23 protein-coding genes are annotated in these 22945 nt (G+C 38.1%); 12 read left to right on the top strand and 11 right to left on the bottom strand.

Translation table 11 applies throughout. From position 1 onward, the window contains the following. Positions 1 to 141: 141 nt before the first annotated feature. The 7 genes from PWU04_RS05595 (at position 142) to PWU04_RS05565 (ending at position 7512) form a co-directional block, all read left to right on the top strand. Entirely contained in the window at positions 142 to 1041 is a 900-nt protein-coding gene (locus PWU04_RS05595) for an AraC family transcriptional regulator (protein WP_274474882.1), read from the top strand. A 19-nt stretch (positions 1042 to 1060) separates the two neighbouring features. Then, positions 1061 to 2101, top strand: coding sequence for a ferrochelatase (gene hemH / locus PWU04_RS05590; RefSeq protein ID WP_274474881.1), 1041 nt, complete (start codon positions 1061 to 1063; stop codon positions 2099 to 2101). After that, positions 2094 to 3440, top strand: coding sequence for an MATE family efflux transporter (locus PWU04_RS05585; protein WP_274474880.1), 1347 nt, complete (start codon positions 2094 to 2096; stop codon positions 3438 to 3440). Before hemH ends, PWU04_RS05585 begins: the two co-directional genes overlap by 8 nt. Before the next feature lie 16 nt (positions 3441 to 3456). After that, positions 3457 to 4005, top strand: a complete 549-nt coding sequence (locus tag PWU04_RS05580; protein WP_274474878.1) for a CopD family protein — start codon at positions 3457 to 3459, stop codon at positions 4003 to 4005. Positions 4006 to 4102: 97 nt separating this feature from the next. Beyond that, a complete protein-coding gene (locus PWU04_RS05575) occupies positions 4103 to 5509 on the top strand; it encodes a sensor histidine kinase (RefSeq protein ID WP_274475025.1) in 1407 nt (468 codons plus the stop codon). 4 nt (positions 5510 to 5513) lie between these two features. Continuing rightward, entirely contained in the window at positions 5514 to 6296 is a 783-nt protein-coding gene (locus tag PWU04_RS05570; RefSeq protein ID WP_274474876.1) for an enoyl-CoA hydratase/isomerase family protein, read from the top strand. Between the two features lie 142 nt (positions 6297 to 6438). Continuing rightward, positions 6439 to 7512, top strand: coding sequence for a PA0069 family radical SAM protein (locus tag PWU04_RS05565; protein WP_274475023.1), 1074 nt, complete (start codon positions 6439 to 6441; stop codon positions 7510 to 7512). A gap of 101 nt (positions 7513 to 7613) precedes the next feature. Here PWU04_RS05565 and PWU04_RS05560 read toward each other — a convergent pair whose 3' ends face one another. Beyond that, positions 7614 to 8222: a hypothetical protein gene (locus PWU04_RS05560; protein ID WP_274474875.1), complete on the bottom strand. Its 609-nt coding sequence runs from the start codon at positions 8220 to 8222 to the stop codon at positions 7614 to 7616. Between the two features lie 207 nt (positions 8223 to 8429). On the opposite strand from PWU04_RS05560, the gene PWU04_RS05555 reads away from it, so the two are divergent. After that, the gene (locus PWU04_RS05555; RefSeq protein ID WP_274474873.1) at positions 8430 to 9302 is read left to right on the top strand and encodes an AraC family transcriptional regulator; all 873 of its coding nucleotides are present in this window, start codon (positions 8430 to 8432) and stop codon (positions 9300 to 9302) included. Positions 9303 to 9305: 3 nt separating this feature from the next. Here the strand turns inward: PWU04_RS05555 and PWU04_RS05550 are convergent, their stop codons facing one another. The 5 genes from PWU04_RS05550 to PWU04_RS05530 form a co-directional block, all read right to left on the bottom strand. Next, positions 9306 to 9776 carry a GNAT family N-acetyltransferase gene (locus PWU04_RS05550; protein ID WP_274474872.1) on the bottom strand — a complete coding sequence of 157 codons (471 nt, stop codon included), beginning with the start codon at positions 9774 to 9776 and terminating at the stop codon, positions 9306 to 9308. Continuing rightward, a complete protein-coding gene (locus tag PWU04_RS05545; protein ID WP_274474870.1) occupies positions 9763 to 10413 on the bottom strand; it encodes an HD domain-containing protein in 651 nt (216 codons plus the stop codon). Before PWU04_RS05545 ends, PWU04_RS05550 begins: the two co-directional genes overlap by 14 nt. Positions 10414 to 10516: 103 nt before the next feature. Beyond that, on the bottom strand, positions 10517 to 11509 hold the full coding sequence (locus tag PWU04_RS05540; RefSeq protein ID WP_274474869.1) for an acyl-ACP desaturase: 993 nt from the start codon (positions 11507 to 11509) through the stop codon (positions 10517 to 10519). A 12-nt stretch (positions 11510 to 11521) separates the two neighbouring features. Beyond that, positions 11522 to 12259, bottom strand: a complete 738-nt coding sequence (locus PWU04_RS05535) for a lysophospholipid acyltransferase family protein (RefSeq protein ID WP_274474868.1) — start codon at positions 12257 to 12259, stop codon at positions 11522 to 11524. 115 nt (positions 12260 to 12374) lie between these two features. After that, on the bottom strand, positions 12375 to 12785 hold the full coding sequence (locus tag PWU04_RS05530; RefSeq protein ID WP_274474866.1) for a BrxA/BrxB family bacilliredoxin: 411 nt from the start codon (positions 12783 to 12785) through the stop codon (positions 12375 to 12377). Between the two features lie 122 nt (positions 12786 to 12907). Between PWU04_RS05530 and PWU04_RS05525 the strand changes: the two genes are divergently transcribed. Further along, positions 12908 to 13645 (top strand): TerB family tellurite resistance protein, encoded by a 738-nt coding sequence (locus PWU04_RS05525; protein ID WP_274474865.1) that lies wholly within the window; start codon positions 12908 to 12910, stop codon positions 13643 to 13645. A 10-nt stretch (positions 13646 to 13655) separates the two neighbouring features. Here PWU04_RS05525 and PWU04_RS05520 read toward each other — a convergent pair whose 3' ends face one another. Continuing rightward, entirely contained in the window at positions 13656 to 13904 is a 249-nt protein-coding gene (locus PWU04_RS05520; RefSeq protein ID WP_274474864.1) for a hypothetical protein, read from the bottom strand. 330 nt (positions 13905 to 14234) lie between these two features. Here PWU04_RS05520 and PWU04_RS05515 point away from each other — a divergent pair, with 330 nt between their 5' ends. Further along, positions 14235 to 14990 carry a hypothetical protein gene (locus PWU04_RS05515; RefSeq protein ID WP_274474862.1) on the top strand — a complete coding sequence of 252 codons (756 nt, stop codon included), beginning with the start codon at positions 14235 to 14237 and terminating at the stop codon, positions 14988 to 14990. Positions 14991 to 15007: 17 nt separating this feature from the next. On the opposite strand, the gene PWU04_RS05510 is transcribed toward PWU04_RS05515, so the two are convergent. Both PWU04_RS05510 and PWU04_RS05505 read right to left on the bottom strand, forming a co-directional pair. Continuing rightward, positions 15008 to 15313, bottom strand: a complete 306-nt coding sequence (locus PWU04_RS05510) for an antibiotic biosynthesis monooxygenase family protein (protein WP_274474861.1) — start codon at positions 15311 to 15313, stop codon at positions 15008 to 15010. Between the two features lie 14 nt (positions 15314 to 15327). Further along, positions 15328 to 16380, bottom strand: coding sequence for an isoaspartyl peptidase/L-asparaginase family protein (locus PWU04_RS05505; protein WP_274474860.1), 1053 nt, complete (start codon positions 16378 to 16380; stop codon positions 15328 to 15330). Positions 16381 to 16506: 126 nt separating this feature from the next. On the opposite strand from PWU04_RS05505, the gene amaB reads away from it, so the two are divergent. Both amaB and PWU04_RS05495 read left to right on the top strand, forming a co-directional pair. Then, positions 16507 to 18060: an L-piperidine-6-carboxylate dehydrogenase gene (gene amaB / locus PWU04_RS05500; RefSeq protein WP_274474859.1), complete on the top strand. Its 1554-nt coding sequence runs from the start codon at positions 16507 to 16509 to the stop codon at positions 18058 to 18060. A 215-nt stretch (positions 18061 to 18275) separates the two neighbouring features. Then, positions 18276 to 20336, top strand: a complete 2061-nt coding sequence (locus PWU04_RS05495; RefSeq protein ID WP_274474858.1) for a hybrid sensor histidine kinase/response regulator — start codon at positions 18276 to 18278, stop codon at positions 20334 to 20336. A 146-nt stretch (positions 20337 to 20482) separates the two neighbouring features. Here PWU04_RS05495 and PWU04_RS05490 read toward each other — a convergent pair whose 3' ends face one another. Next, positions 20483 to 21925 carry an SLC13 family permease gene (locus PWU04_RS05490; protein ID WP_274474856.1) on the bottom strand — a complete coding sequence of 481 codons (1443 nt, stop codon included), beginning with the start codon at positions 21923 to 21925 and terminating at the stop codon, positions 20483 to 20485. Between the two features lie 7 nt (positions 21926 to 21932). Next, positions 21933 to 22865, bottom strand: a complete 933-nt coding sequence (locus PWU04_RS05485; protein WP_274474854.1) for a hypothetical protein — start codon at positions 22863 to 22865, stop codon at positions 21933 to 21935. Between the last annotated feature and the right edge of the window lie 80 nt (positions 22866 to 22945).

Genomic DNA, 22945 nt, shown 5'->3' with positions numbered 1-22945 from the left:
AAATAACGCTGAAAGAACAAATAGTGTCGAAAGTGGTTTTTTGTCTTCTATTTTTATGATTGTGTGACAAATATCATATTTTTGCAGTAAAATCAAAGCTTTAGAAGGTTTTAGTTTAGAATCAATCTAAATAAATGGAGTATGTCAAACGAATTGCAAGCAGAAAAAAATATCGCTCAAAGGCCGTTTCAGGAAACCGCTATCGATGATCATTTTTTTGTATTGACTCATCAGAACGAAACAGCTACAGTTGAACGTTTGGTTAAGGATATTGATAGTAACTTTATTCAGTTTCATTTCTGTTTGAAAGGAAGTGCTAAGTTTCATTTCAACAATGGAAGATATACGCTAAATATTAGGGAAGAACACTCTTTATTGCTTTATAATCCGCAACGGGATTTACCCATAAATTTAGAGGTCGATCCTAATTCTTGGTTAGTTACTATCCTTGTATCAATAAAAAAATTCCACGGGTTATTTTCCCAAGAAGCAGATTACATTACTTTTTTGAGCGAAGACAATCGGGATAAAAAATACTACAAGGAAGGCGATATTTCACCATCAATGGCTATCGTGTTGAATCAGTTGATGAACTATAACCTCAATGCCTCTATAAAAAATCTCTATTTTAAAGGTAAGGCTTATGAGCTGTTGAGTTTGTACTTTCACCGCAGTGAAGATGCAGATGTGGAGCAATGTCCGTTTTTGGTTGATGAGACCAATGTAATTAAGATAAGAAAGGCCAAAGATATTGTGATTTCCAGAATGGCAGAGCCACCAACGCTTCAGGAATTGGCTGATGAAATAGGGCTTAATCTGAAGAAGTTAAAAGAAGGGTTTAAGCAGATTTATGGTGACTCGGTGTACAGTTTTCTATTCGACTATAAAATGGAAGTAGCCCGAAAACTATTAGAATCTGGAGAGCATAATGTTAATGAAGTAGGCTTGAAAGTAGGCTATAGTACAGCAAGCCACTTTATTGCTGCATTTAAAAAGAAATATGGGACTACCCCAAAGAAATACATAATGTCGTTATCTTAGTGACGACCAACATACATAGATGAAAAAAGGAGTTTTGCTCGTTAATTTAGGATCGCCGGACAGTCCGGAGCCTAAAGATGTGAAGCGTTATTTGAATGAGTTTTTAATGGATGAACGCGTTATCGATATTCCTTACGTGGCGCGCGCATTACTGGTAAGAGGAATTATTTTAAAAACACGCCCTAAGGCTTCTGCCGCGGCTTACAAAAAAATATGGTGGGACGAAGGGTCTCCGCTTATTGTTATTTCAGAACGTTTGCAAAAGAAAGTTCAACAAGAAGTCGATTTCCCTGTGGAATTGGCCATGCGTTATGGTAGTATGACCATAGAAAAAGGATTACAGCGTTTGGTAGAACAAGGTGTGGAGCAAGTGTATTTAATTCCATTGTATCCACAGTTTGCCATGGCAACAACGGAAACCATTTTGGTTTTGGCAGAAAAGTTAAGGCAAATGCACTTTCCAGATCTAAAGATTGAATCGCTTCCAGCATTTTATAATAAACCAGATTATATTCAGGTGCTTTCAGGTAGTATTGCGAAGCATTTGGAAGGAATGGATTACGACCATTTGTTGTTCTCATACCATGGTGTTCCAGAGCGCCATATTAAGAAAAGTGATGTGACTAAGTCGCATTGTAAAATTGATGGAAGTTGTTGTGCAACGCCGTCAAAGGCTCATGAATTTTGCTATAGGCACCAATGCTTAGAGGTTACCAGATTGGTTGCTGAAAAGTTAGGACTTGAGTCAGGAACTTATTCAACGTCTTTCCAATCACGGCTAGGATTCGATCCGTGGTTGCAACCATACACGGATAGAACAATTGAGCGTTTAGGAAAACAAGGCGTTAAAAATATGGCTATTGTAACGCCTGCTTTTGTTAGTGACTGTTTGGAAACCCTTGAAGAGATTGCCATGGAAGGCCAGGAGATATTCCATGAAGTGGGCGGCAATGAGTTTACTACCGTTCCTTGCTTGAACGATGATGACGCTTGGGCTAAATTGTTGGCTAAGTGGATTGACGTCTGGGCAAACGTAAAAACAGTAAAGGTTAATGGCTAATGTAAGTTCTCAGGATTTAGGGAACTTCCCTATTGGAAAGCTTCTTATAAAACAAGCTGTTCCCGCATCGATAGGGATTTTGGTGATGTCGCTCAATATTTTGGTCGACACCATTTTTGTTGGGCATTGGATTGGATCGGTGGCTATTGCCGCTATTAATGTAGTGTTGCCAGTGTCATTTTTTATTGCGGCTTTGGGAATGGCCATTGGTGTAGGAGGGTCTTCAATAATCTCTAGAGCTCTAGGGTCAGGGAACAAGGATAAAGCCTTGGCTACTTTTGGTAACCAATTGATATTGACTTTGTTGTTTACCATAACAATGGTGGCTTTGGGGTTGTACTATATAGATGGTATCATCCCTGCTTTTGGAGGTAAAGGTGCAATTTTCGATCCCGCTAAAATATACTATAGAGTTGTTCTTTATGGGGTGCCTTTCTTGGCGCTTTGTATGATGGGAAACAATGTTATTCGTGCCGAAGGCAAGCCTAAATTTGCCATGTACGCCATGATGATTCCTTCTATTGGAAATTTAATTTTGGACTATATTCTGATCAATCTATTAGATATGGGCATGTTGGGAGCAGCTTGGGCTACAACGGGGTCTTATCTGCTGTGTTTTGTGTTTATAGTGTGGTTTTTCTTCTCAAGATATTCAGAGCTTAAAATAAATTTTAATCATCTAATACCCAACCTATCTTTAGTGAGGGAGATTGGTGCTTTGGGAGGAGTGACTCTTGCTCGTCAAGCAGTAGTAAGTGTTACGTATTTATTGTTGAACAATATTCTTTTCAACTTAGGAGGCGAAACTTTGGTCACGGCTTACGCTATTGTTGGCCGCATGCTTATGTTTGCCTTATTTCCTGTATTTGGTATTACGCAGGGGTTTTTGCCTATCGCAGGTTTTAACTATGGAGCGGAAAAATATGAAAGAGTTAGGCAGTCTATCAATACAGCGATTAAGTATGCAGTGATTTTAGCTACAGTAATTTTTATTCTATTAATGGCATTTCCGAGTGCGATTACCAAAATGTTTACCACCGATAGTGAGGTTTTGAAGGAAACACCAATGGCTATCCGTTGGGTATTTGCGGCAACGCCGATTATTGCCATTCAGTTAATTGGTGCTGCATATTTTCAAGCGATAGGAAAAGCAAAGCCGGCGTTATTGCTTACACTCTCAAGGCAAGGATTTTTCTTTATTCCATTACTTTTTATTCTGCCACCTTTTATGGGAGAATTGGGCGTATGGATTTCCTTCCCAATAGCCGATGTGCTTTCAACAATAGTAACAGCATATTTTTTAAATCGAGAGATAAAAAAGGACCTTATTCGTCCATAACCTGCAAACGAAACCCATGGAGTACTATAACTACATAAAAGCATTGCACCTCATTTTTGTGATTACGTGGTTTGCGGGGCTGTTTTACATTCCGCGATTGTTCGTTTATCAAATTGAAGCTTCAGAGAAACCTTCGCCAGAAAGAGAGATTTTAGGGAAACAGTTAGCGCTCATGGCCAAACGTTTATGGACTATTATTACTTGGCCGTCGGCAATATTGGCTATTCTTTTTGCTTTTATTTTGTTGGTGCTTCAGCCGGTTTGGTTGCAGCAGGGTTGGATGCATGTTAAGCTAGCTTTTGTTTTATTGCTTGTAGTATATCACCTGAAAACCCATCAATATTTTAAGCAATTACAAAAAGGAGAGGTTAAGCATACGTCAAATTATATGCGTATGTGGAATGAAGGAGCAACATTCATACTCTTTGCAGTAGTGTTTTTGGTGATTCTAAAAAATGCAATCAATTGGGTGTTTGGGGTTATTGGAATTTTCGTTTTGGGGATTTTGCTGATGTTTGGATTCAAACTCTACAAACGTATACGAACTAAAAATCCAGAGGCTTAATGGGGTTGGTGTGATTATTGCTATATTTAATCCGTAACAATATCCCTTTTTGGTGAGACTGAAAAAAACTTCCTTACGTTTACGCATTTTTGTTGCAATGATTCTTTTAGTGTTGTTGGCTTCTATTTTGATTGCCGCAGTTACGGTATATCAATATAATGATGAAGCCAAGGACTACCATAAGGATAGGTTGGAACGAAAGGAAGAAAACATTAGGGCTCAAATCAATTATGTGCTTAGGGAAACCACTTATGAGCTTACCACCGAAAAAATTCCGCTAATTTTCAAGGATAAAATCTATGAGATTGCAGCCATTCATAAGCTTCAAATAAACCTTTATGATCTTGAAGGAGGATTGCTTAAAACCTCAAAGGCGAGTTTTAGAAACGATTCCATTCCTTCTTGTTTGAAGGCCGATGTACTTAACGTTATTGCCAATTCGGCAACACATCATTTTGTGACGTCTAATTTGGAAAATGGTAAAATGTACCAATCGTCATATTCCTACTTAACAGACAATCGGCACAAACCGTTAGCGATTCTTAATTTACCATATTTGGAGGATGATACATTCATCAACAAAGAACTTAAAGAGTTTTTGGTGCGTTTGGCCTTTGCTTATGTATTTATGTTACTTATAGCTATAAGTCTAGCCTACTGGTTATCAAAATACATTACTCAATCCCTTCAGGCCATTAGTGAGAAAATGATGGCTACGCGCTTTGAGCGACGTAATGAGAAAATCCAATTGGATAATGTGAGTGAGGAGATTGCATCAGTTATCGATTCGTATAACGCCATGATTGATGAATTGGAAGATAGTGCGGTAAAACTGGCAAGAAGTGAACGAGAACAGGCATGGCGAGAGATGGCAAAACAGGTAGCGCATGAGATTAAAAATCCATTGACTCCAATGCGATTGAGCGTACAGAGCTTTCAACGTAAGTTTGATGCGAACGATCCGGATATTCAAGATAAGGTAGATGATTTTAGTCAGACCTTGATTCAACAGATTGATACAATGGGGTCCATAGCTTCGGCCTTTTCCAATTTTGCACAAATGCCAGCGCAGAAAAAGGAAACTCTCAATGTAACGCAAGTAGTTAAGCTGGCATTGGATATATTTAGTGAGGATTACATTGTTTTTATTCCGGAGCAAGAAGAAATCATTGCCAAATTTGACCGTACACAACTTATTCGTGTGGTGACCAATTTGGTGAAAAATGCCATTCAATCTATTCCCGAAGATATAAATCCGAAAATTGTAGTTACAGTAAACCATGATAATTCAAAAGTGAAAATCGTCATTTCTGATAATGGAATGGGGATAGATATGGAAAACCGAGATAAGATTTTCGAGCCTAAGTTCACCACAAAAACCAGTGGTATGGGGCTTGGGTTGGCGATGGTGAAAAATATTGTGGAGACTTACCACGGAAGTATTACCTTTACGTCTGAAAAAGGAAAAGGAACGGTGTTTACCGTAAAAATACCAAAAGCATAATATCATGAGTTATAACAATATTGTCTCTACTACAACCGAAGGGATAACTACCATTACGATTAACAGACCATCAAAACTTAACGCCTTAAACAAGGAAACCATTCAGGAGTTACACGACGCTTTCGATGCTGCCGATAAAGATTTAGCTACTAAAGTGATTATTGTAACCGGAAGTGGAGAAAAAGCGTTTGTTGCTGGTGCTGACATTAGTGAGTTCGCCGATTTTAGTGTTGAAAAAGGAACTGAATTGGCTGCTAAAGGACAAGAGTTATTGTTCGATTTTGTTGAAAACCTTTCTACTCCGGTTATTGCTGCCGTTAACGGATTTGCATTAGGAGGAGGATTGGAATTGGCAATGGCTTGTCATTTCAGAATCGCAAGCGATAATGCTCGTATGGGGTTGCCAGAAGTGTCGTTGGGAGTAATTCCAGGTTATGGAGGAACACAACGTTTGCCTCAATTAGTAGGTAAGGGTAGAGCCATGGAAATGGTGATGACTGCTGGAATGATAGATGCTCAGCAGGCTTTAAGCTACGGATTGGTAAACCATGTAACAAGCCAAGAAGAATTATTGCCACACGCAGAGAAGATTGCTGGAAAGATTATCAAGAACTCTTCTGTTGCAATTGCTGCGGCTATTTCTGCTATCAATGCTAATTTTGTTGATGGCGTAAATGGTTTTGAAGCTGAAATAAAAGCCTTTGGTGAAAGTTTTGGAACAGCAGATTTTAAAGAAGGAACAACAGCCTTTTTGGAAAAACGCAAAGCCGATTTCCCAGGAAAATAAATTTCGTTAAATACATATTAAAATGCTGCTATGAAGAAGTTTCGTAGCAGCATTTTTTATTGTCTATTATAAAGGAGTCAGTTCAAAACTCTGATTGTTTTTAACAGCTTTTGGCATGCATTATAATTACCTTTATAACAATATGAAAGACTCTAAAATCATAAAAGGACGAGGAGCTCAACTTAATACGCCTAACAAGTTTTTTGAACTTAAGCATGAGGTTGAGGATTCGTTTTTGGAATATTGTCATAAAGAAGGAGAAACGCCGGATGATAACAAAACCAGCTACCTAGAAATTTATCCCAAGACTATTGTTAACAATGTGGCAAGTCCAGATGTGGGGATGACCTATTCCATGAATCCTTACCAAGGTTGTGAGCATGGCTGTATTTACTGTTATGCCCGAAATAGTCATGAGTTTTGGGGGTATAGTGCCGGTTTGGATTTTGAACGGAAAATTCTAGTAAAAAAGGAAGCGCCCAAATTGTTGGAGCAAAAACTAAAAAGTAAAAGCTGGAAGGCTCAGACCATTGTGCTGTCGGGAAACACAGATTGTTACCAACCTGCAGAAAAACACTATGAAATCACCCGTAAATGTTTAGAGGTATTTTTAAAGTATAAGCACCCAGTAGGTATTATTACCAAAAATGCCCTAATACTTCGGGATCTGGATATTCTTAAGGAACTGGCAAAAGATAATCTGATAGGAGTTAATATTTCGGTGACCTCACTTTCGGAAGATACCAGACGATTACTAGAGCCACGTACGGCAACCATTAAAAAACGATTGGAGACTATTAAAGCTCTTTCCGAAAACGGAATTCCGGTCAATGCGATGTTGGCGCCAATAATCCCGGCGATTAACAGTCACGAGATTTTACCGTTGGCAAAGGCTGTTGCAGAACATGGAGCAGTGTACATTGGCCATACCATCGTCCGGTTAAATGGAGCTATAGCAGAGATTTTTTCTGATTGGATCAGAAAAACCATGCCGGATCGCGCCGACAAGGTTTTACATCAAATTGAAGATTGCCACGGAGGACATTTAAACGATAGCCGTTATGGAACGCGGATGCGAGGTGAGGGTAAAATTGCAGAGCAAATCAATATGATGATTCGATTGGCCAAACAAAAGTACTTTAAGGATAAGGGCATGCCAAAGCTAAATATGGAGTTGCACGAGCAATATAAGGATGGGCAGTTGCGGCTGTTTTAAGGAGATTCCGATTCCAAAGACTAACTTTGAAAGTTAATGTAAGCGTATTGAGGAGAGCCTTATAGTTCTCCTCAATGGCTAAAAAAGTAAATGGGTCAAGTTCATAGGCTAATGTCTTTGGTGAATACACGGCCTTCGCTGCTCAGTACAACTTTAAAGTGACCACTGTTATTGTCTTCCTGTTTAAGTTGGTAAATACGGTCTAAAACTTGTTGGTTTTTCAGTGTTTCCTGAAAAATTAGCTCTTTGCCGTAGCTCCCTTCATAATATACCTCAATCTTTAATGGTTTTTGGTTTAACGACAATTGTGAGATGAGTACTTTGTTTCCATCTTTAACTGTTACTATGGGTTTGTAGAACTTGGTTTCATCAGCATCGTGAATTTCAACTTCGTCTGTAGAAACTTTTAAAGGAATGATAGTTATTTCCAAATCCTTATCTAATTCAAAATAATAGTCGCCTTCAGGAACCAGGGTGAAGTCAAATGATTTTGTGTACTGCCCGCTAGAATCGATAACTTCAGAATAAAGCATGGTGTCTTTAGGGCCTTTGAGGGTGAGGGTGGTTCCCTTTTCAACATTGGAAAAAGTGATGTCGGTTTCCTTTTTTTTGTTAGTGGCTGCATTAGTTTCCAAACCAGAGTGCGCAAAACCAATAAGGCTGCTCAGAAAGGCAAAGAAGGTCAGTTTTTTTGTGATGAATTTTTTCATGGCTTATATATTTAAGATTAATAACAAATCAAAAGTAGCTTGTAAAAAACCAAGTAAAAACGATAGGATTGTTCAATATGTGTGGAATATTAACCCATATATTGTTTTTGAAAGGCTTGTGAGTTAAAAATGTATATAAAGTTGTTAACTTAGTGTAGTTCAGAAAAATGTGTATGCAGTAATTTTAAGCAACAAATAGGTATGGCTATGCAAAAGCGACCCGCATATGAGAAGGTTAGCCCGGGATTTGGAAACTCTATTTTGGTTAAGCAACATGTGGATAAAAAAGAGGCCAGGGCGGCATCATGGCATTTTCATCCGGAGATAGAGTTGGTGTATGTTAATAAGGGTCAAGGTAAGCGTCATATAGGAAACCACCTTTCTTATTTTTATAACAGTCAGTTGGTGTTGTTGGGGGCTAATCTTCCTCATAATGGTTTTGTAGATAGACTTACAACGAGTGGAATGGAAACTATTGTTCAGTTTCGGCCAGAGGTTTTGGGTTATGAATTTTTAACGTTACCCGAAATGGCTCCAATTCAACAGTTGTTAGAGCGTGCCAAAAAAGGGATTTTGTATAAACCCGAAACCAAAAAGGTAGTAGGCCCAAAAATTGAAGCATTACTGAATTATAGTGGTTTCAGTCGTGTAATTAAAGTATTGGAAATATTACATGATTTGGCGCAAGCCAAAGATTATACTTTACTAAACGTGGACGGCTTTGCCTTCGAAGCTGAATTGCAGGACAACAATAAAATTGATGTGATATTTAAGCATATCAACGCTAATTTCCAAAGTCCTATTCAGTTAGAGGAAATTGCAGATTTGGTGAATATGACAGTGCCCTCTTTTTGTAGGTATTTTAAAAAAGCCACGGGAAAGACTTTTACTAGATTGGTGAATGAATATCGTGTAGTGCACGCCACTAAACTTCTTTCAGAGAGTAAGAGCAGCATAACCAGTATTTGTTATGAAAGCGGATTTAACAACTTTTCCCATTTTAATAAACTGTTTAAAGAGTTCACGGGAAAAAGTGCTTCGCAATATAGGAAAGAAGTGAAAGTGTTTGTTGGGCAATAGTGTTCAGTCCAAACGCTTTTCGAAAATTACTTTAAATCCATCATCATCGGTAACTGAATCCACAATATCGAAACCGTTTTTTAGATTGAATATCATCATGGGCTTAAATCGGTTCATCGATTTTGTTCTCAGTACAGAATAGCCTCTACTTTTAACCCATTCTTCCTGATGCAATGCCAATTGTTTTGCGATGCCTTTTCTGCGATAAGCTTCTAATATGCCGCCCATCCAACTGTAAAAAGTCTTTTGGTTTATGCGGTAGCCTATTTTAAAGCCTATAGGAGTGTTTCCTTCATAAGCCAATACGGAAAACACATCCTGCTTATCCGATAAACGTTTTATAAAAGGGCTGGTGTGATTGGTTTCAAAAATTATGTTGCTCAAAGCAATCATAGCTTTTAGTGTCTCTTCATCAGGGTGACCTTCTGTTGAAGAGTATGTAATCGAGCTAATATGTGAACTATTGTATGCCATCCCATTCAGCGTAAAATTGTTTAAGATAAAGTTCCATAAACTGGTGGCGCTGTTCAGCGAGTTCACGGCCGGTTTGGGTGAGCATTTGGTCTTTTAAAAGTAATAATTTTTCGTAAAAGTGATTGATGCTTGGCGCGGAAGAATTTTTGTATTCCTCTTTAGTCATATTAAGGTTTGGTGGAATATCTGGGTTGTAAATGGCTCGGTTTTTAAATCCTCCATAATTAAAACAACGGGCAATACCAATGGCTCCTAAGGCATCTAGTCTGTCGGCATCTTGAACTACGGCTAATTCCGTAGAATGGAAATCAGAAGTTTTATGTCCTCCTTTAAAAGATATATTCTCAATGATTTTTACAACATGGTCAATAGTTCTTGAATCTACTTCAATGCTTTCCAAAAAATCCCGAGCTACATTAGGGCCGATGGTTTCATCGCCGTTGTGGAATTTGCTATCGGCAATATCGTGTAAAAGAGCGGCAAGCTCCACGACAAAAACATCTACATTCTCTTTTTTTGCAATCGTTAAAGCATTGTTCGCCACACGCTGTGTATGGAACCAGTCGTGACCACCTTCGGCATGGGATAACGTTTTTTTTGTAAAGTCGTATGCTTGATTAAGTTGGATGCTACTCATGTATTAAGACTTGTTGATGTTGGTTCTCAAAAATAGATAAGATTCTTTTCAGAATAAAAAAACCGCCTCGTATAACAAAGCGGTTTTTATGTATAGTGTTTTTTTAGTAAACTCTTGCAGGTTCTACCCATTTAAACTCAAAAGAGTTTTCCGGTATTTTCATACGATCTGCCAAGCGGTACATCCGCTCAGGGAGTTTCATTAGGTAGTCTCGGGCTTTTTCAGCTTCGTCATTAAGGTTGGTAATCGAATCGATTTTCCAACGGTCAATTAGCTTTTGTAGGATATCTACATAATCGGTTGAGGTGTAAACACCAATACGTTGTGCCGTATTTGAGAATTCTTCAAATGCCGTACTGATTTTTTCTCCAGACTCACGCAAAAAATGTGCTGGCATGGTGATTTTCTTCTTCATCATATAGTGGAAGGCCATCATCATTTGGTTCGGATCGACCTCAAAAATACGCTCTACAAAATCGCTGTAGGCATTGTGGTGGCGCATTTCGTCTCCTGAGATAATGCGACACATTTTTGCTAGTTGCTTATTCCCTTTTTCCTTAGCCAATTTAGCAACTCTATTATGAGAAATATAAGTGGCTAGCTCCTGGAAGCTAGTATATACGAAATTCTTGTAAGGATCTTGATCGGTGCCTATATCAAAACCATCTGCAATAAGATATTGCGTGGTACGCTCAATTTCTTTCATGTTCACCCGACCAGAAAGGTAAAGGTACTTGTTAAGGACATCTCCGTGACGGTTCTCTTCTGCTGTCCAGTGGCGTACCCATTTGGCCCATCCATTACCGCGTTCCATTTGCTTTACACCTTCAACTTCCATCAGCCAGCTTTCGTAGGTTGGTAAAGCTTCTTCGGTAATCATATCGCCTACCAATACTACCCAAAAATCGTATGGTAATTCTTTGGCAAGCTCACGTATTTCACGCACTTCCTCAAAGAAATTATCCGATTCTGAATTAGGAAGGAAATCTGTTGGTTGCCAAATGGTTTCAATTGGAATTAAGTATTTATCTATAAGGGCGTCTACGTCTTTTTCTAAAAACTTCATCACCTCCAGTCTTACATTCTTTAATGACATAACGTTATGTTTTTAAGGGTGTATATCTTTTTTTATTGTTTCTTCTATATGGTCTATTAGTGCCTCTTGATCGGGAAACCTTTCAAGTGAAACGGGGCGATGTACTTGAATTTTAACGTGGGCGCCTAACCCCATAGGGAATTGCCCATAGCGTTGTGTTTTCCAAGAGTTGTTAATGGTTACCGGAACCACCATGGCACTTGGTATACCTTTGAATAAAGTTATCAATCCTTTACGTTGGAAAACTTTTGGCACACCGTTACGGCTTCTTGTTCCTTCTGGAAAAATAACTGCAGAGCGTTTATTGGTCTCAATGTAGTCTGCAAACTTTTTAATTGCAGGAACAGCTTGTCTAGGATTTCTTCTGTCGATCAATACCGAACCGCCATGACGCAAGTTGTATGATACGCTAGGAATACCTTTTCCCAATTCAATCTTACTGATGAATTTAGGGTGGTGCTTTCGCAAAAACCAGATAAGTGGCGGAATATCGTACATACTTTGGTGGTTAGATACGATAATCAGCGGTCTATCTGTAGGGATCTCGTATGGGTTGGTGTAGGTAAAACGAGTTCCTAAAATATTGGTGCATCTTAATAGTAAAAATTGTAGGGTATCAACACTCGTTTTATGGGCTTTATACCCAAAGAGGTTGAGGCATATCCATTGAATGGGATGAAATATCACCAAAGTCAACCCAAAACATAGGTAAAAGAGTATGGATAATGGATATGATAACAATTTCTTCATGAATGCTTAAGGTGTAAATATTGAATTACAATGCAAAAGTACATATAAAAAAACCACGCAAAAAGCGTGGTTTGATATATTTCGCTCTAAGGTTTTGTTAAAGCGATTATGAGTTTTAACAATGCTCGTTGTAAGCATCCATAAGGTTTTCCGCAATCATATCCGCTGGACGACCTTCAATATGGTGGCGCTCTAACATGTGTACTAATTCACCGTCTTTAAACAAGGCCATGCTTGGTGAGCTAGGAGGGAAAGGCACCATGTGTGCACGAGCTTCGTCTGTAGCGTCTTTATCAACCCCTGCAAATACCGTTACCAAGTGGTCTGGACGTTTTGTGTTGGCTAAGCTCATTTTAGCGCCTGGACGGGCATTGGCAGCAGCACATCCACAAACCGAATTTACAACAACCAAAGTAGTTCCCGATTTTGCTAGTGCATTTTTTACGGCCTCAGTGGTGTGTAATTCTTCAAACCCAACTGCTGTTAGGTCTTCGCGCATTGGTTTTACTAATTCTGCTGGATACATATAATTTGTATTTTTTGTTTTTATTCTAAATCGGCCACAAAGATACACATTTGTAGAACATTATCCGGCGAGGTTCCACCAACAAATATTATATTTGGCGATAAACAAAATCTATACTGGAAATGAGTATCTCAAAATGGTTGGGAGCAACATTGGGCTGGTCTTTTGGAGGGCCTATTGGAGCAATTTTAGGATTTGCATTGGGGAGTGTGGTCGATGGGATGACTAAAGAAAATGCTAAAGAATTTAAGCGAACTTATCGAGAGCATGTACAGACTGGTTCTGGAGACTTTGAAGTGAGTTTACTTATTTTATCTGCTATTGTTATAAAAGCAGATGGAAAGCAGGATCAGAGGGAATTGGATTTTGTTCGTCAGCAGTTTGTTGGGATGTATGGTAAAGAGCGAGCCAACCATGCCTTTAAGCTTTTTAAGTCCATTAGTCAGCAGAACAATATTTCTACGCGTCAGGTATGTGTGCAAATCAGGCAAAGGATGGATCATCCATCCAGATTGCAACTGCTTCATTTTTTGTTTGGAATTGCTAAAGCAGATGGTTCAGTTTCTGAAGCAGAGGTAAGTGTAATCCAGACCATCTCACACTATTTGGGTATTAATCCAAGGGATTTTGATAGTATAAAGGCCATGTTTTATGGTAATGGTGAGGCTTCTTATACTATTTTGGAAATAGACAAGAATGCAACAAACGAGGAGGTTAAAGCTGCTTACCGAAAAATGGTTAAGAAATACCATCCAGATAAGGTGACGCACTTAGGTCCTGAACATCAAAAGGGGGCCGAAGAAAAATTCCGCCGTGTTCAAGAAGCTTATGAGCATATTCAGAAAGAACGAGGCTTTTAAAAAAACTATTCTAGTTTAGATATAACTCTTTAAGGTAATCAAAACGATATCCTGGAATAGCTAATTTCCATTTGTCTTCGCTCTTTAAAACCCCCTTTTCAATAAGTCGGGTGCTATCGGTCCATGTGCGATAAACAAAAACGTAAACCAGAAGGGAAATTGAAAATATCAGGGAATTGATAATGCCTATTTCAGCTAGGATGATTAGTAATGCTAAAGGGATGGCAATTGCAGCGTAGAACTTAGTTAAACTTTTCATGGTAGATAGTTGGTTTGGGATAAGCAAAATACAAAATAAGTGTCTGCCAACAAAGTATATTTTTCAAAGTAATCCAAAGCTTACCATTAGAGATATGTACTCCAATATTTATTGGAGAAACAAATAAAAAGCAATCTTCTCTGTTTTTTAACGTTTTAGGATTAGGCTCTTTCTTTTTGTACCTTTATGTAACTTCAAGCAAGGTCTTTTTCGATTTCCATTCTCTTAATAAGGGCAATTAACAAGTTAAGGGATCAGCCAAAAACAGAAATGTAAAGATTGCATTTCGTTTTCAGGTAACGGTCTAATGTTTAATTTAAATTTTAAGAGATGAGAAGGTATTTTGTTTCAGTAGGTCTTGCAATAACCTTATGTGTAAATTGCAGTAGTGACGACAATGGCAATGGCAATGGAAGTGATAATGGTGGTTCTCTCCCCGATAATCTTCCTGATATAGAAGCAGCGGTTTTCACCAATCCAACAACAATTACTAATACTTATTACGGTCCCCCGGCAGGACAAACTTATATTTATGAAGGTGGTGAAGTTGGCCTAGAACCTGAGGAGGAAATAGTTTTAGAGCGTGGTACATCTACTAAGCTTGTTAGAGGGGTAACCTGTATTGTCCAAATTGATAAAGTTTATTTGGATGGTATTTTAATAGAGGATACAGATGATTGGTTGGCCCAAGATGATGATGGTAACATTTGGTATTTTGGAGAGGAATCCCTTAATTATGATGACGAAGGTAATTATCTTGATAATGATGGTTCCTGGGAAGCGGGAGTTGATGATGCTTGGCCAGGATATTGGTTGCCAGCAAACCCAATGGTGGGAATGGAATATTATCAAGAGTATTACGAAGATGAGGCAGAGGATGAAGGTGAAGTTGTAGCTGTGGGGCAAACAGTTGAAATAGGATTGGGTACCTATACAGATTGCTTAAAAACCATGGATTTTACCGATTTGGAACCTGATGAGTATGAGTATAAATACTATGCTCCGGGAATAGGACTTATAAAAGAGGAAAAATATGAAGATGGTGAGCTTACGGAAATAGTTGAGCTGGTTGAAATTATAGAGTGATTAGCTCTCTGAAAAGTTTATTGTTTTTGATGTTGATATTCACGTTCAACTTTACAAATCCTAATGTGATATTGGTCATACCATTTAACTTTACCAAGGTGTTGGGCAATGAGATGTTCACTATTATATTTCCAGTTTTCAATGGATTCAAGTGTTTCCCAGTAGCTAATGCTTATACCGAATTTTTGTTCTCTGGCGGTTTCAAACCCTAAGAATCCTTCCTGCTTACTTGCCAGGAGTTCCATCTTTTGGGCTGTTTCATTGTAATCCTGAAGGGTATCAGACTGTTTAGATGTGAAAATTACAGCATAATAGGAATTCATAATAATAGCTTTACTTAGTCTTTATACATGGCGATATGTAGTTCGCCTTTGTCGTTCATAGATGCCCTGAACATACCTTGGGTGTTAAATTCCATGGCAATATTTCCAAGTTTGTCGATGGCAACAATACCGCCATCACCACCAAGTTTTGGAATTTTATTTTGAATGACTTCTTTGGCTGCTTCTTCTAAGGTTAGTCCTTTGTATTCCATTAGTGCCGAAATGTCGTGAGCTGCTACAGAACGGATGAAAAACTCTCCCCATCCCGTGCAAGATACGCCGCAGGTAGTGTTGTTAGCGTAAGTGCCTGCACCTATAATTGGAGAGTCCCCAATGCGTCCCCAGCGTTTGTTGGTCATGCCGCCTGTTGAAGTTCCGGCGGAAATATTACCATTTTTGTCCAATGCTACACAGCCAACGGTTCCGAATTTTGAATCATTGATAGAATTATCAAAAAAGGCGGTTTTGTCGTCGTGGTCCAATTGTGTTTTTTGGGAATCCTTAATTCGCTCTAAAGATTTTAAACGATTTTCTGTGAAGAAGTAGCTTTTGTCAACAATTTCCAATCCTTGTTCTTGTGCAAATGTTTCTGCTCCAGAGCCTAAAAGCATAACGTGAGCGGATTTCTCCATTACAGCTCGAGCCAAAGCAATTGGGTTTTTTACCGTAGTGGTTCCTGCTGAAGCGCCTGCATTAAGAGTGCTTCCGTCCATAATTGAGGCATCGAGTTCATTAATGCCCGAATGGGTAAAAACGGCTCCTTTTCCGGCATTGAACAGCGGGGAGTCTTCAAGTATTTTAATGGTTTGTTCAACAGCATCAAGACTACTGCCACCCTGTTCTAAAATAGAATAGCCTTTACGTATGGCCTCTTCAAGTTTACCTTTGTAAGCAGTTTCCATTTCGGAGGACATATTTTCTTTTAAAATGGTCCCGGCACCACCATGAATGACTATGGCGAAGTTGTTTTTAACTTCAAAAGAGGTGTTTTTTGCCTTAGAGTCGGAATGGTTTTTGCAAGCCATAATGGTAAAACTGCTAAGCAGTAGCAGCGCTAATTTTTTCATGGATTGGATTAGTGATTTTTTGAGAGAATAAAGATATGTGTTTTAAGCTAACGCACTAAAAGGGTGAGGTATTTTATTAGTATATTCGCAATATTAATCAATAAATTCATAAAAAAAATCATTAAAATGGAAGCAGTAGCAACCGATTTTGGAATTAAGGAAGCCCTTAAGAAATTAGGGGTAAACGATATAAACGAGGGGAGCTCTACGGGGTCGAATTGGTTTTCTAGTGGAGACCTTATTGAGAGTAAATCTCCCGTTGATGGGCAATTAATTGCCAAAGTAAAAACAACTACAAAAGCCGATTACGATAAGGTAATGGAAGCAGCAACTTCTGCTTTTAAAACTTGGAGAACAATGCCGGCTCCACAACGCGGGGAAATTGTACGTCAGTTTGGGGACAAGCTTAGAGAGCTAAAAGAGCCATTAGGGAAGCTGGTATCCTACGAAATGGGTAAAAGTTACCAAGAGGGACTTGGTGAAGTTCAGGAAATGATTGATATCTGTGATTTCGCAGTGGGATTATCTCGTCAGTTACACGGATTGACAATGCATAGTGAACGTCCAGGACATCGTATGTACGAGCAATACCACCCCTTAGGAGTTGTGGGGATTGTTTCTGCGTTTAACTTTCCGGTTGCAGTATGGTCATGGAATACAGCCTTGGCTTGGATTTGTGGAGATGTTTGTGTGTGGAAACCGAGTGAAAAAACACCATTGTGTGGTGTGGCTTGTCAAAATATTATAGCCGAAGTACTGAAAGCCAATAACCTTCCTGAGGGAATTTCATGTTTAATTAACGGTGATTATAAAGTAGGAGAGCTTATGACCAATGATAAGCGTATTCCTTTAGTGTCTGCAACTGGATCGACCAGAATGGGTAAAATCGTTGCACAAACAGTAGCGGGGCGCTTAGGCAAATCGTTGCTGGAACTTGGAGGGAACAACGCCATTATTGTTACTCCAGACGCTGATATTAAAATGACGGTTATTGGAGCTGTATTTGGTGCTGTTGGTACTTGCGGACAACGTTGTACTTCAACGAGACGATTAATCATACACGAGAGTATTTACGATAAAGTTAAAGATGCTGTTGTTGATGCTTATAAGCAATTACGTATTGGTAATCCTTTGGATGAGAACAATCATGTTGGGCCGCTTATCGATACTGATGCTGTAGAAATGTACAAGGAAGCTTTGAAGAAAGTCGTTGAAGAAGGAGGTAATATTGTTGTTGAAGGCGGTGTTCTTGATGGAGAAGGTTATGAAAGCGGTTGTTATGTGAAACCGGCTATTGCCGAAGCTAAAAACAACTTTGAGATTGTTCAGCATGAAACCTTTGCTCCTGTACTGTACTTGTTGAAATATTCTGGAGAGGTTGAAAATGCCATCGATATACAGAATGGTGTAGCACAAGGGCTGTCATCTGCAATTATGACCAATAATTTACGAGAAGCAGAGCGTTTTCTGTCGCATGCTGGTAGTGATTGCGGTATTGCCAATGTAAATATTGGAACTTCTGGTGCCGAAATTGGAGGTGCTTTTGGAGGAGAGAAAGAAACTGGGGGAGGACGCGAGTCGGGATCCGACGCCTGGAAGGTTTATATGAGGCGTCAAACCAACACTATTAATTATACAGCCGATTTGCCATTGGCTCAAGGGATAAAGTTCGATTTATAAAATTAAATTATTATACAAAAAAAAGCCTTCCAAATTTGGAAGGCTTTTTTTTGGGGTGTTATGAATGGGTAAATTTGACAGAATAGTTTTGATTGGAGAGTGTTAATGTTTAAGTAATCTGAAAATCAGTTTTTTAACGTTTATTTTTCCTTATCTTTAATACCCTTTTTTGTGTAAGAGGAATCGTTGTCTATTATCTTAGAGCTTATCCGTCAATGCGCTACAAAATAAAAAATGCCGAGCTGTATTTACCATTAATAGTCTTTTTTGTTCTAATGGTTATGGTGGCTGGACTGTGGTATTACAATAGCTACTTTGATCGCATTGACATAAAAAAAAGGTTACAGATAGCTACTATAAATACGGCCTCTACTTTTAGTTCGATGGCTCAAAATGATATCGGAGATTTGAGACGATTAGGTGAAAGGATGGAGTTTACCGATGGTTTGTTTTATGAATATTGGGAAGATGATGCGAAGTTGATTATTGATGAAAATGTGTCCTTCAGGTTTATTGAGTGGATTGACAACAATATGGTTATTCGAAAAATTGTACCACCAAATGAATCATTTGAAATAGTAGGTACTAACCTTCTGAGTTTAGGGAGAAGGAGTGAAGGATGGAAGCGGCATGTTTTAGATAGTACCCCAAATTTATCGGGATGGACAGATTTAGCAGAAGGAGGGCAGGCTTTTTTGGTAGATATTCCAGTGTTTTTTAAGGGGAGCTTTCAAGGAACAATTACTGGAGCATTAGATTTTTCTGAGGGCTTTAGGCAATACGCAATAGCTCTAAACGACTACAATATCCGGTTGACAGATAGGGGAAGAGAATTCTTTGTTTACAATCCCAATAATGAAGTTGTGCCAGATGAGGATCTTGTTTTGAGTTATGAAATATTGCGTAATCAACCAAATGAACCTCCTTTTTTGTTAACCATGTATCCTAATAAATCTTATCTAGATAAAAGTAAGGATGAAACCGAAAAGTACACCTTGTTATTGGGAAGTTTATTGTCTTTTCTGGTAAGCTTATTGGTGTATTATTATATTAAGGCTAAAAAGGAATCTCATAAGGTTAGGTTGGCGAATATAAACTTAAAACGTACTAATCTTAGGTTGAGCCATGAGCGTACAAGAGCAGAAAAAGCTTCGAATGCAAAAACCGAGTTTATCTCTAATATGAGTCACGAAATACGAACTCCGTTGAATGCTATTATAGGTTTTATAGAGATACTAAAAAACAGTAGGCATCCCGAAGAGGTTAGCAGGGAATATATCGAGCTTATGGACAGCGCCTCGAGCAACCTTTTAGCTCTAGTGGACGATATTTTGGATTTTAATAGAATCGAGTCCAGAAAATTAAAAATTCACAATACCAGTTTTAATCCGGCTAGAGAGATTCAAAGATTAGTAACAATATATGGGCCAGACTACTCTAATAAAGGGCTTTACCTAAAAGCTCATATTGAAGGAAGTGATGTTTTGATGGTTTATGGTGATAAAATAAAATATATTCAAATTATCACTAATTTCATTAAAAATGCCCTCAAGTTTACTAATAAAGGAGGGGTGGATATTTTTTACAATGCTAGAGAGGAGGGCGGTATTCTTCAAATAGATGTGATTGTGAGAGATACTGGAATAGGAATGCCTAAAGATAAAGTGAAAAAAATCTTTTCTCGTTTCACGCAGTTGGATACTGGCTATGCTAAAAAGCATGAGGGAAGTGGATTGGGGTTGGCAATAAGCAAACACTTAACGCAATTATTAGGGGGTAAAATATCGGCAAAAAGCGAGGAAGGAGTAGGGTCAGAATTTACGGTATCCTTGCCGTTTAAAGTCCATAAAACACAATTGGTAAAAGTGAAGCAAGAAACGCTTGATCATGCTCATTTTGATAACCTAAATGTGCTGGTTGTAGATGATAATAAAATTAACAAACTAGTGCTTAAAAAACTATTGGAACAGTTTGATATTTATGCTGATACCGCAAGTGATGGTAAAGAGGCTTTAGAGAAAATTAAAAGAAAACAATACCAACTCATTATTATGGATGTCCATATGCCGGAAATGGATGGTTTTCAGGCGACCAAACAGATTAGGGAAAATCTCAAGGATGTAATTATTTTTGGTTATTCTGCAAATGTAACCAAAGAGGCTAAGGATAAATCGAAAGAAGTGGGGATGAATGCTTATCTTATTAAGCCTGTGTCTCGTGAAAAATTGTTCAAATTTATTAGGAAGTACTTTAAGGATTCGTATTCTATGAAATAATTAAACGTTACATTTTTGTAGATCCTTTATTTAGAATGTTGATTTTTTACTCATAGAGATTTGGGAGATAAGGAATTAAAAATCCAGTACTTTTTATGGTTCATTGAGTGTTTTTAATTTGGAGCTATTCATGTTAAGTATACTTTTTAGATTAAACCCCATATTAACGGTAGAATATAATAAACAGTAAAGGTCATAAGGATAATGGAAATAATGTTCATCCAAATCCCCTTTTTTACCATATCCTCAATTTTTAGATACCCAGAACCAAAAACCACTGCATTTGGAGGTGTAGCAACAGGGAGCATAAATGCACAAGAAGCGGCTAGAGTTGCGCTTACCAAAAGTAAATAGGGATGAATGTTTACAATTTTGGCCAAAGGAACTAGAACAGGTAATAACATAGCTGTAGTAGCCATGTTTGAGGTTATTTCGGTTAGGAAATTAACGGCAGTAATTATAATTAAAATTAAAATAAAAACTGAAAATCCAGTAAATGATGTTAACTGTTCCCCAATCCAAGTGGCTAGTCCACTTGACTCAAAGCCTAGAGCTAATGCCATTCCTCCGCCAAAAAGAATTAATATCCCCCAGGGTAACTTAGTTGCATCTTCCCAGGATATTAATGCTTCTTCTCCATTTTTCCTTGGTACTAAAAATAAAATTATTGAGGCTAGAATAGCTATAATAGTATCGTCAATTTGAGGAAGCCACTTTGAAAGTAAAAATGATCTACAAATCCAAGATGCTGCAGTGAGTGAAAATATTAGTAAAACGGCTTTTTCTTCATAGGATATCTTACCTAAACTTAATAACTGTCTTTGAATTTCTAACTTGCCTCCTGGAAATTCTTTTTGTTTAAACTTAAAAGCAATTTTAGTAAGGTAGATCCAGCATCCTATAAGCAGGATTACGCTTATTGGGAAGCCAAACAAAAACCACTGGGCAAAAGTAATTTCACTATTATAAGTTCTTTCAATCACCCCTGCCAAGACTAAATTTGGTGGAGTGCCTATAAGAGTCGCAATTCCACCTATTGAGGCGCTATAAGCAATGGCAAGCATGAGTGCCTTTCCAAAAATTAGATTTTCATTTTGTATAGTGTTGGGGTTGTCCTCCAATTGGAGAACTATTGCTATACCTACTGGAAGAATCATGACTGCTGTTGCAGTGTTAGAGATCCACATGGATAATAGGGCAGTGGCAACCATAAAACCCAGAATGATCTTATTTACATTGGTGCCTACAATTCTAATAATGTTTAAGGCGATACGTTTATGTAAGTTCCACTTTTCAATTGTAATTGCTAAAATAAAGCCACCTAGAAAAAGAAAAATATATTTATGGCCATAGGATGCTGTGGTGTCCCCTAGGGAAAGCCCTCCAGACAAGGGGAATAAAACAATAGGCAGTAAGGCGGTTACGGGGATAGCTACTGCTTCGGTAATCCACCAAACAGCAATCCAAGCTGTAGAAGCCAAAACAGCATTGCCTTGAGGGCTTAAGCCCTCCGGATGAATCCATAATTTAATTAAAATAAATAGTATCGGGCCTAAAATTAGGCCAAGCCGTTTTTTTGTGAAATTCATTTTAAAGTTAGTTGAATAATAAATCTGCGGCGCTTTGTGATGCAGTTATGTAATTATGATCCGCATCATTGTTAATGTAAAGTTCCCAATTAAATGAAATTGTTTGCTCTTGGGCTAAGTTTTGACTGAATTCAAAAAAATTCACAGCCCTTTCAAGTCGGTTTAGTCCCTGTGCATCTGCAAATTGATTGTGTCTTAAACCAGGTGAGTTTGGATCGTTGTCGTTTTCTCCTACTTGAATTATTAGGTTTTTTGAGAAAAGGTTATCGAGGGAGGATGATTGTAGAAGGCTTTCATTGAATCCATAGGGAAAAGTAATGCTTGAATCTGGAAAGGTGTACCAACCAGAGGCTGATGCTACGGCCCTATAGACTCTGGCGTTAGGCTTGAACATAAGAAATCTATGGACGAATTGCCCTCCTGCAGAATGGCCATACATATAATATGAGTTATTGGTGTTGTTAATTTCATTTTTCATATAATCAAACAAAGGTTCAATAATTGAAAACGCCCAGTCCATTTCCTGGTTTAGGGTGTCTGGGGAGGGGTTATCGCCGTCTTCGAAAACATTTCCTAAATTATATCCGTCACCTCCAGGGTAGTTTGTTTGTGAAAATTCTGGAGCAATTGCTATAAAGCCGTATTCGTTAGCTTTAGTAATCATACTATTTCTATAATCTTCTGCATTTCGCCCCGCTCCATGAAGTACAAAAACTAGAGGGGCTGTTTGCGTTGTGTTTTCTGGAACGTAATAAAATACATTCAAAGATTTGCTTCCATTAGAGGTAGAATAGTTAAAAGAAGTTGTGCCAGGCCCTACATTGATATTTTCCGTGGGGTTTGAGTTAGAGTCATTTGAGTCATCATCACTATTGCATGAAATGAAGAGAATTGTCAAAAGGACAAACAAGAGAATATTATTGTTTTTTATTGATTTCATTTACTAATCTGTAAGTTTTCGTTTAAAAAAATAAAATAATCTTAAAAAGAATTATTTTTAAAATACCAATCATCTAAAAT

The sequence above is a fragment of the Mangrovimonas aestuarii genome (genome assembly GCF_028767185.1).
Classification (GTDB): Bacteria; Bacteroidota; Bacteroidia; order Flavobacteriales; family Flavobacteriaceae; genus Mangrovimonas_B; species Mangrovimonas_B aestuarii.
This window is presented reverse-complemented; position numbering and strand designations above follow the sequence as displayed.

What these genes read in the sequence shown, in the direction of transcription:
- PWU04_RS05595 (WP_274474882.1), top strand. Translation starts at nt 142, where the DNA reads ATGTCAAACGAATTGCAAGCAGAAAAAAATATCGCTCAAAGGCCGTTT.
- hemH (WP_274474881.1), top strand. Translation starts at nt 1,061, where the DNA reads ATGAAAAAAGGAGTTTTGCTCGTTAATTTAGGATCGCCGGACAGTCCG.
- PWU04_RS05585 (WP_274474880.1), top strand. Translation starts at nt 2,094, where the DNA reads ATGGCTAATGTAAGTTCTCAGGATTTAGGGAACTTCCCTATTGGAAAG.
- PWU04_RS05580 (WP_274474878.1), top strand. Translation starts at nt 3,457, where the DNA reads ATGGAGTACTATAACTACATAAAAGCATTGCACCTCATTTTTGTGATT.
- PWU04_RS05575 (WP_274475025.1), top strand. Translation starts at nt 4,103, where the DNA reads ATGATTCTTTTAGTGTTGTTGGCTTCTATTTTGATTGCCGCAGTTACG.
- PWU04_RS05570 (WP_274474876.1), top strand. Translation starts at nt 5,514, where the DNA reads ATGAGTTATAACAATATTGTCTCTACTACAACCGAAGGGATAACTACC.
- PWU04_RS05565 (WP_274475023.1), top strand. Translation starts at nt 6,439, where the DNA reads ATGAAAGACTCTAAAATCATAAAAGGACGAGGAGCTCAACTTAATACG.
- PWU04_RS05560 (WP_274474875.1), bottom strand. Translation starts at nt 8,222, where the DNA reads ATGAAAAAATTCATCACAAAAAAACTGACCTTCTTTGCCTTTCTGAGC.
- PWU04_RS05555 (WP_274474873.1), top strand. Translation starts at nt 8,430, where the DNA reads ATGCAAAAGCGACCCGCATATGAGAAGGTTAGCCCGGGATTTGGAAAC.
- PWU04_RS05550 (WP_274474872.1), bottom strand. Translation starts at nt 9,776, where the DNA reads ATGGCATACAATAGTTCACATATTAGCTCGATTACATACTCTTCAACA.
- PWU04_RS05545 (WP_274474870.1), bottom strand. Translation starts at nt 10,413, where the DNA reads ATGAGTAGCATCCAACTTAATCAAGCATACGACTTTACAAAAAAAACG.
- PWU04_RS05540 (WP_274474869.1), bottom strand. Translation starts at nt 11,509, where the DNA reads ATGTCATTAAAGAATGTAAGACTGGAGGTGATGAAGTTTTTAGAAAAA.
- PWU04_RS05535 (WP_274474868.1), bottom strand. Translation starts at nt 12,259, where the DNA reads ATGAAGAAATTGTTATCATATCCATTATCCATACTCTTTTACCTATGT.
- PWU04_RS05530 (WP_274474866.1), bottom strand. Translation starts at nt 12,785, where the DNA reads ATGTATCCAGCAGAATTAGTAAAACCAATGCGCGAAGACCTAACAGCA.
- PWU04_RS05525 (WP_274474865.1), top strand. Translation starts at nt 12,908, where the DNA reads ATGAGTATCTCAAAATGGTTGGGAGCAACATTGGGCTGGTCTTTTGGA.
- PWU04_RS05520 (WP_274474864.1), bottom strand. Translation starts at nt 13,904, where the DNA reads ATGAAAAGTTTAACTAAGTTCTACGCTGCAATTGCCATCCCTTTAGCA.
- PWU04_RS05515 (WP_274474862.1), top strand. Translation starts at nt 14,235, where the DNA reads ATGAGAAGGTATTTTGTTTCAGTAGGTCTTGCAATAACCTTATGTGTA.
- PWU04_RS05510 (WP_274474861.1), bottom strand. Translation starts at nt 15,313, where the DNA reads ATGAATTCCTATTATGCTGTAATTTTCACATCTAAACAGTCTGATACC.
- PWU04_RS05505 (WP_274474860.1), bottom strand. Translation starts at nt 16,380, where the DNA reads ATGAAAAAATTAGCGCTGCTACTGCTTAGCAGTTTTACCATTATGGCT.
- amaB (WP_274474859.1), top strand. Translation starts at nt 16,507, where the DNA reads ATGGAAGCAGTAGCAACCGATTTTGGAATTAAGGAAGCCCTTAAGAAA.
- PWU04_RS05495 (WP_274474858.1), top strand. Translation starts at nt 18,276, where the DNA reads ATGCGCTACAAAATAAAAAATGCCGAGCTGTATTTACCATTAATAGTC.
- PWU04_RS05490 (WP_274474856.1), bottom strand. Translation starts at nt 21,925, where the DNA reads ATGAATTTCACAAAAAAACGGCTTGGCCTAATTTTAGGCCCGATACTA.
- PWU04_RS05485 (WP_274474854.1), bottom strand. Translation starts at nt 22,865, where the DNA reads ATGAAATCAATAAAAAACAATAATATTCTCTTGTTTGTCCTTTTGACA.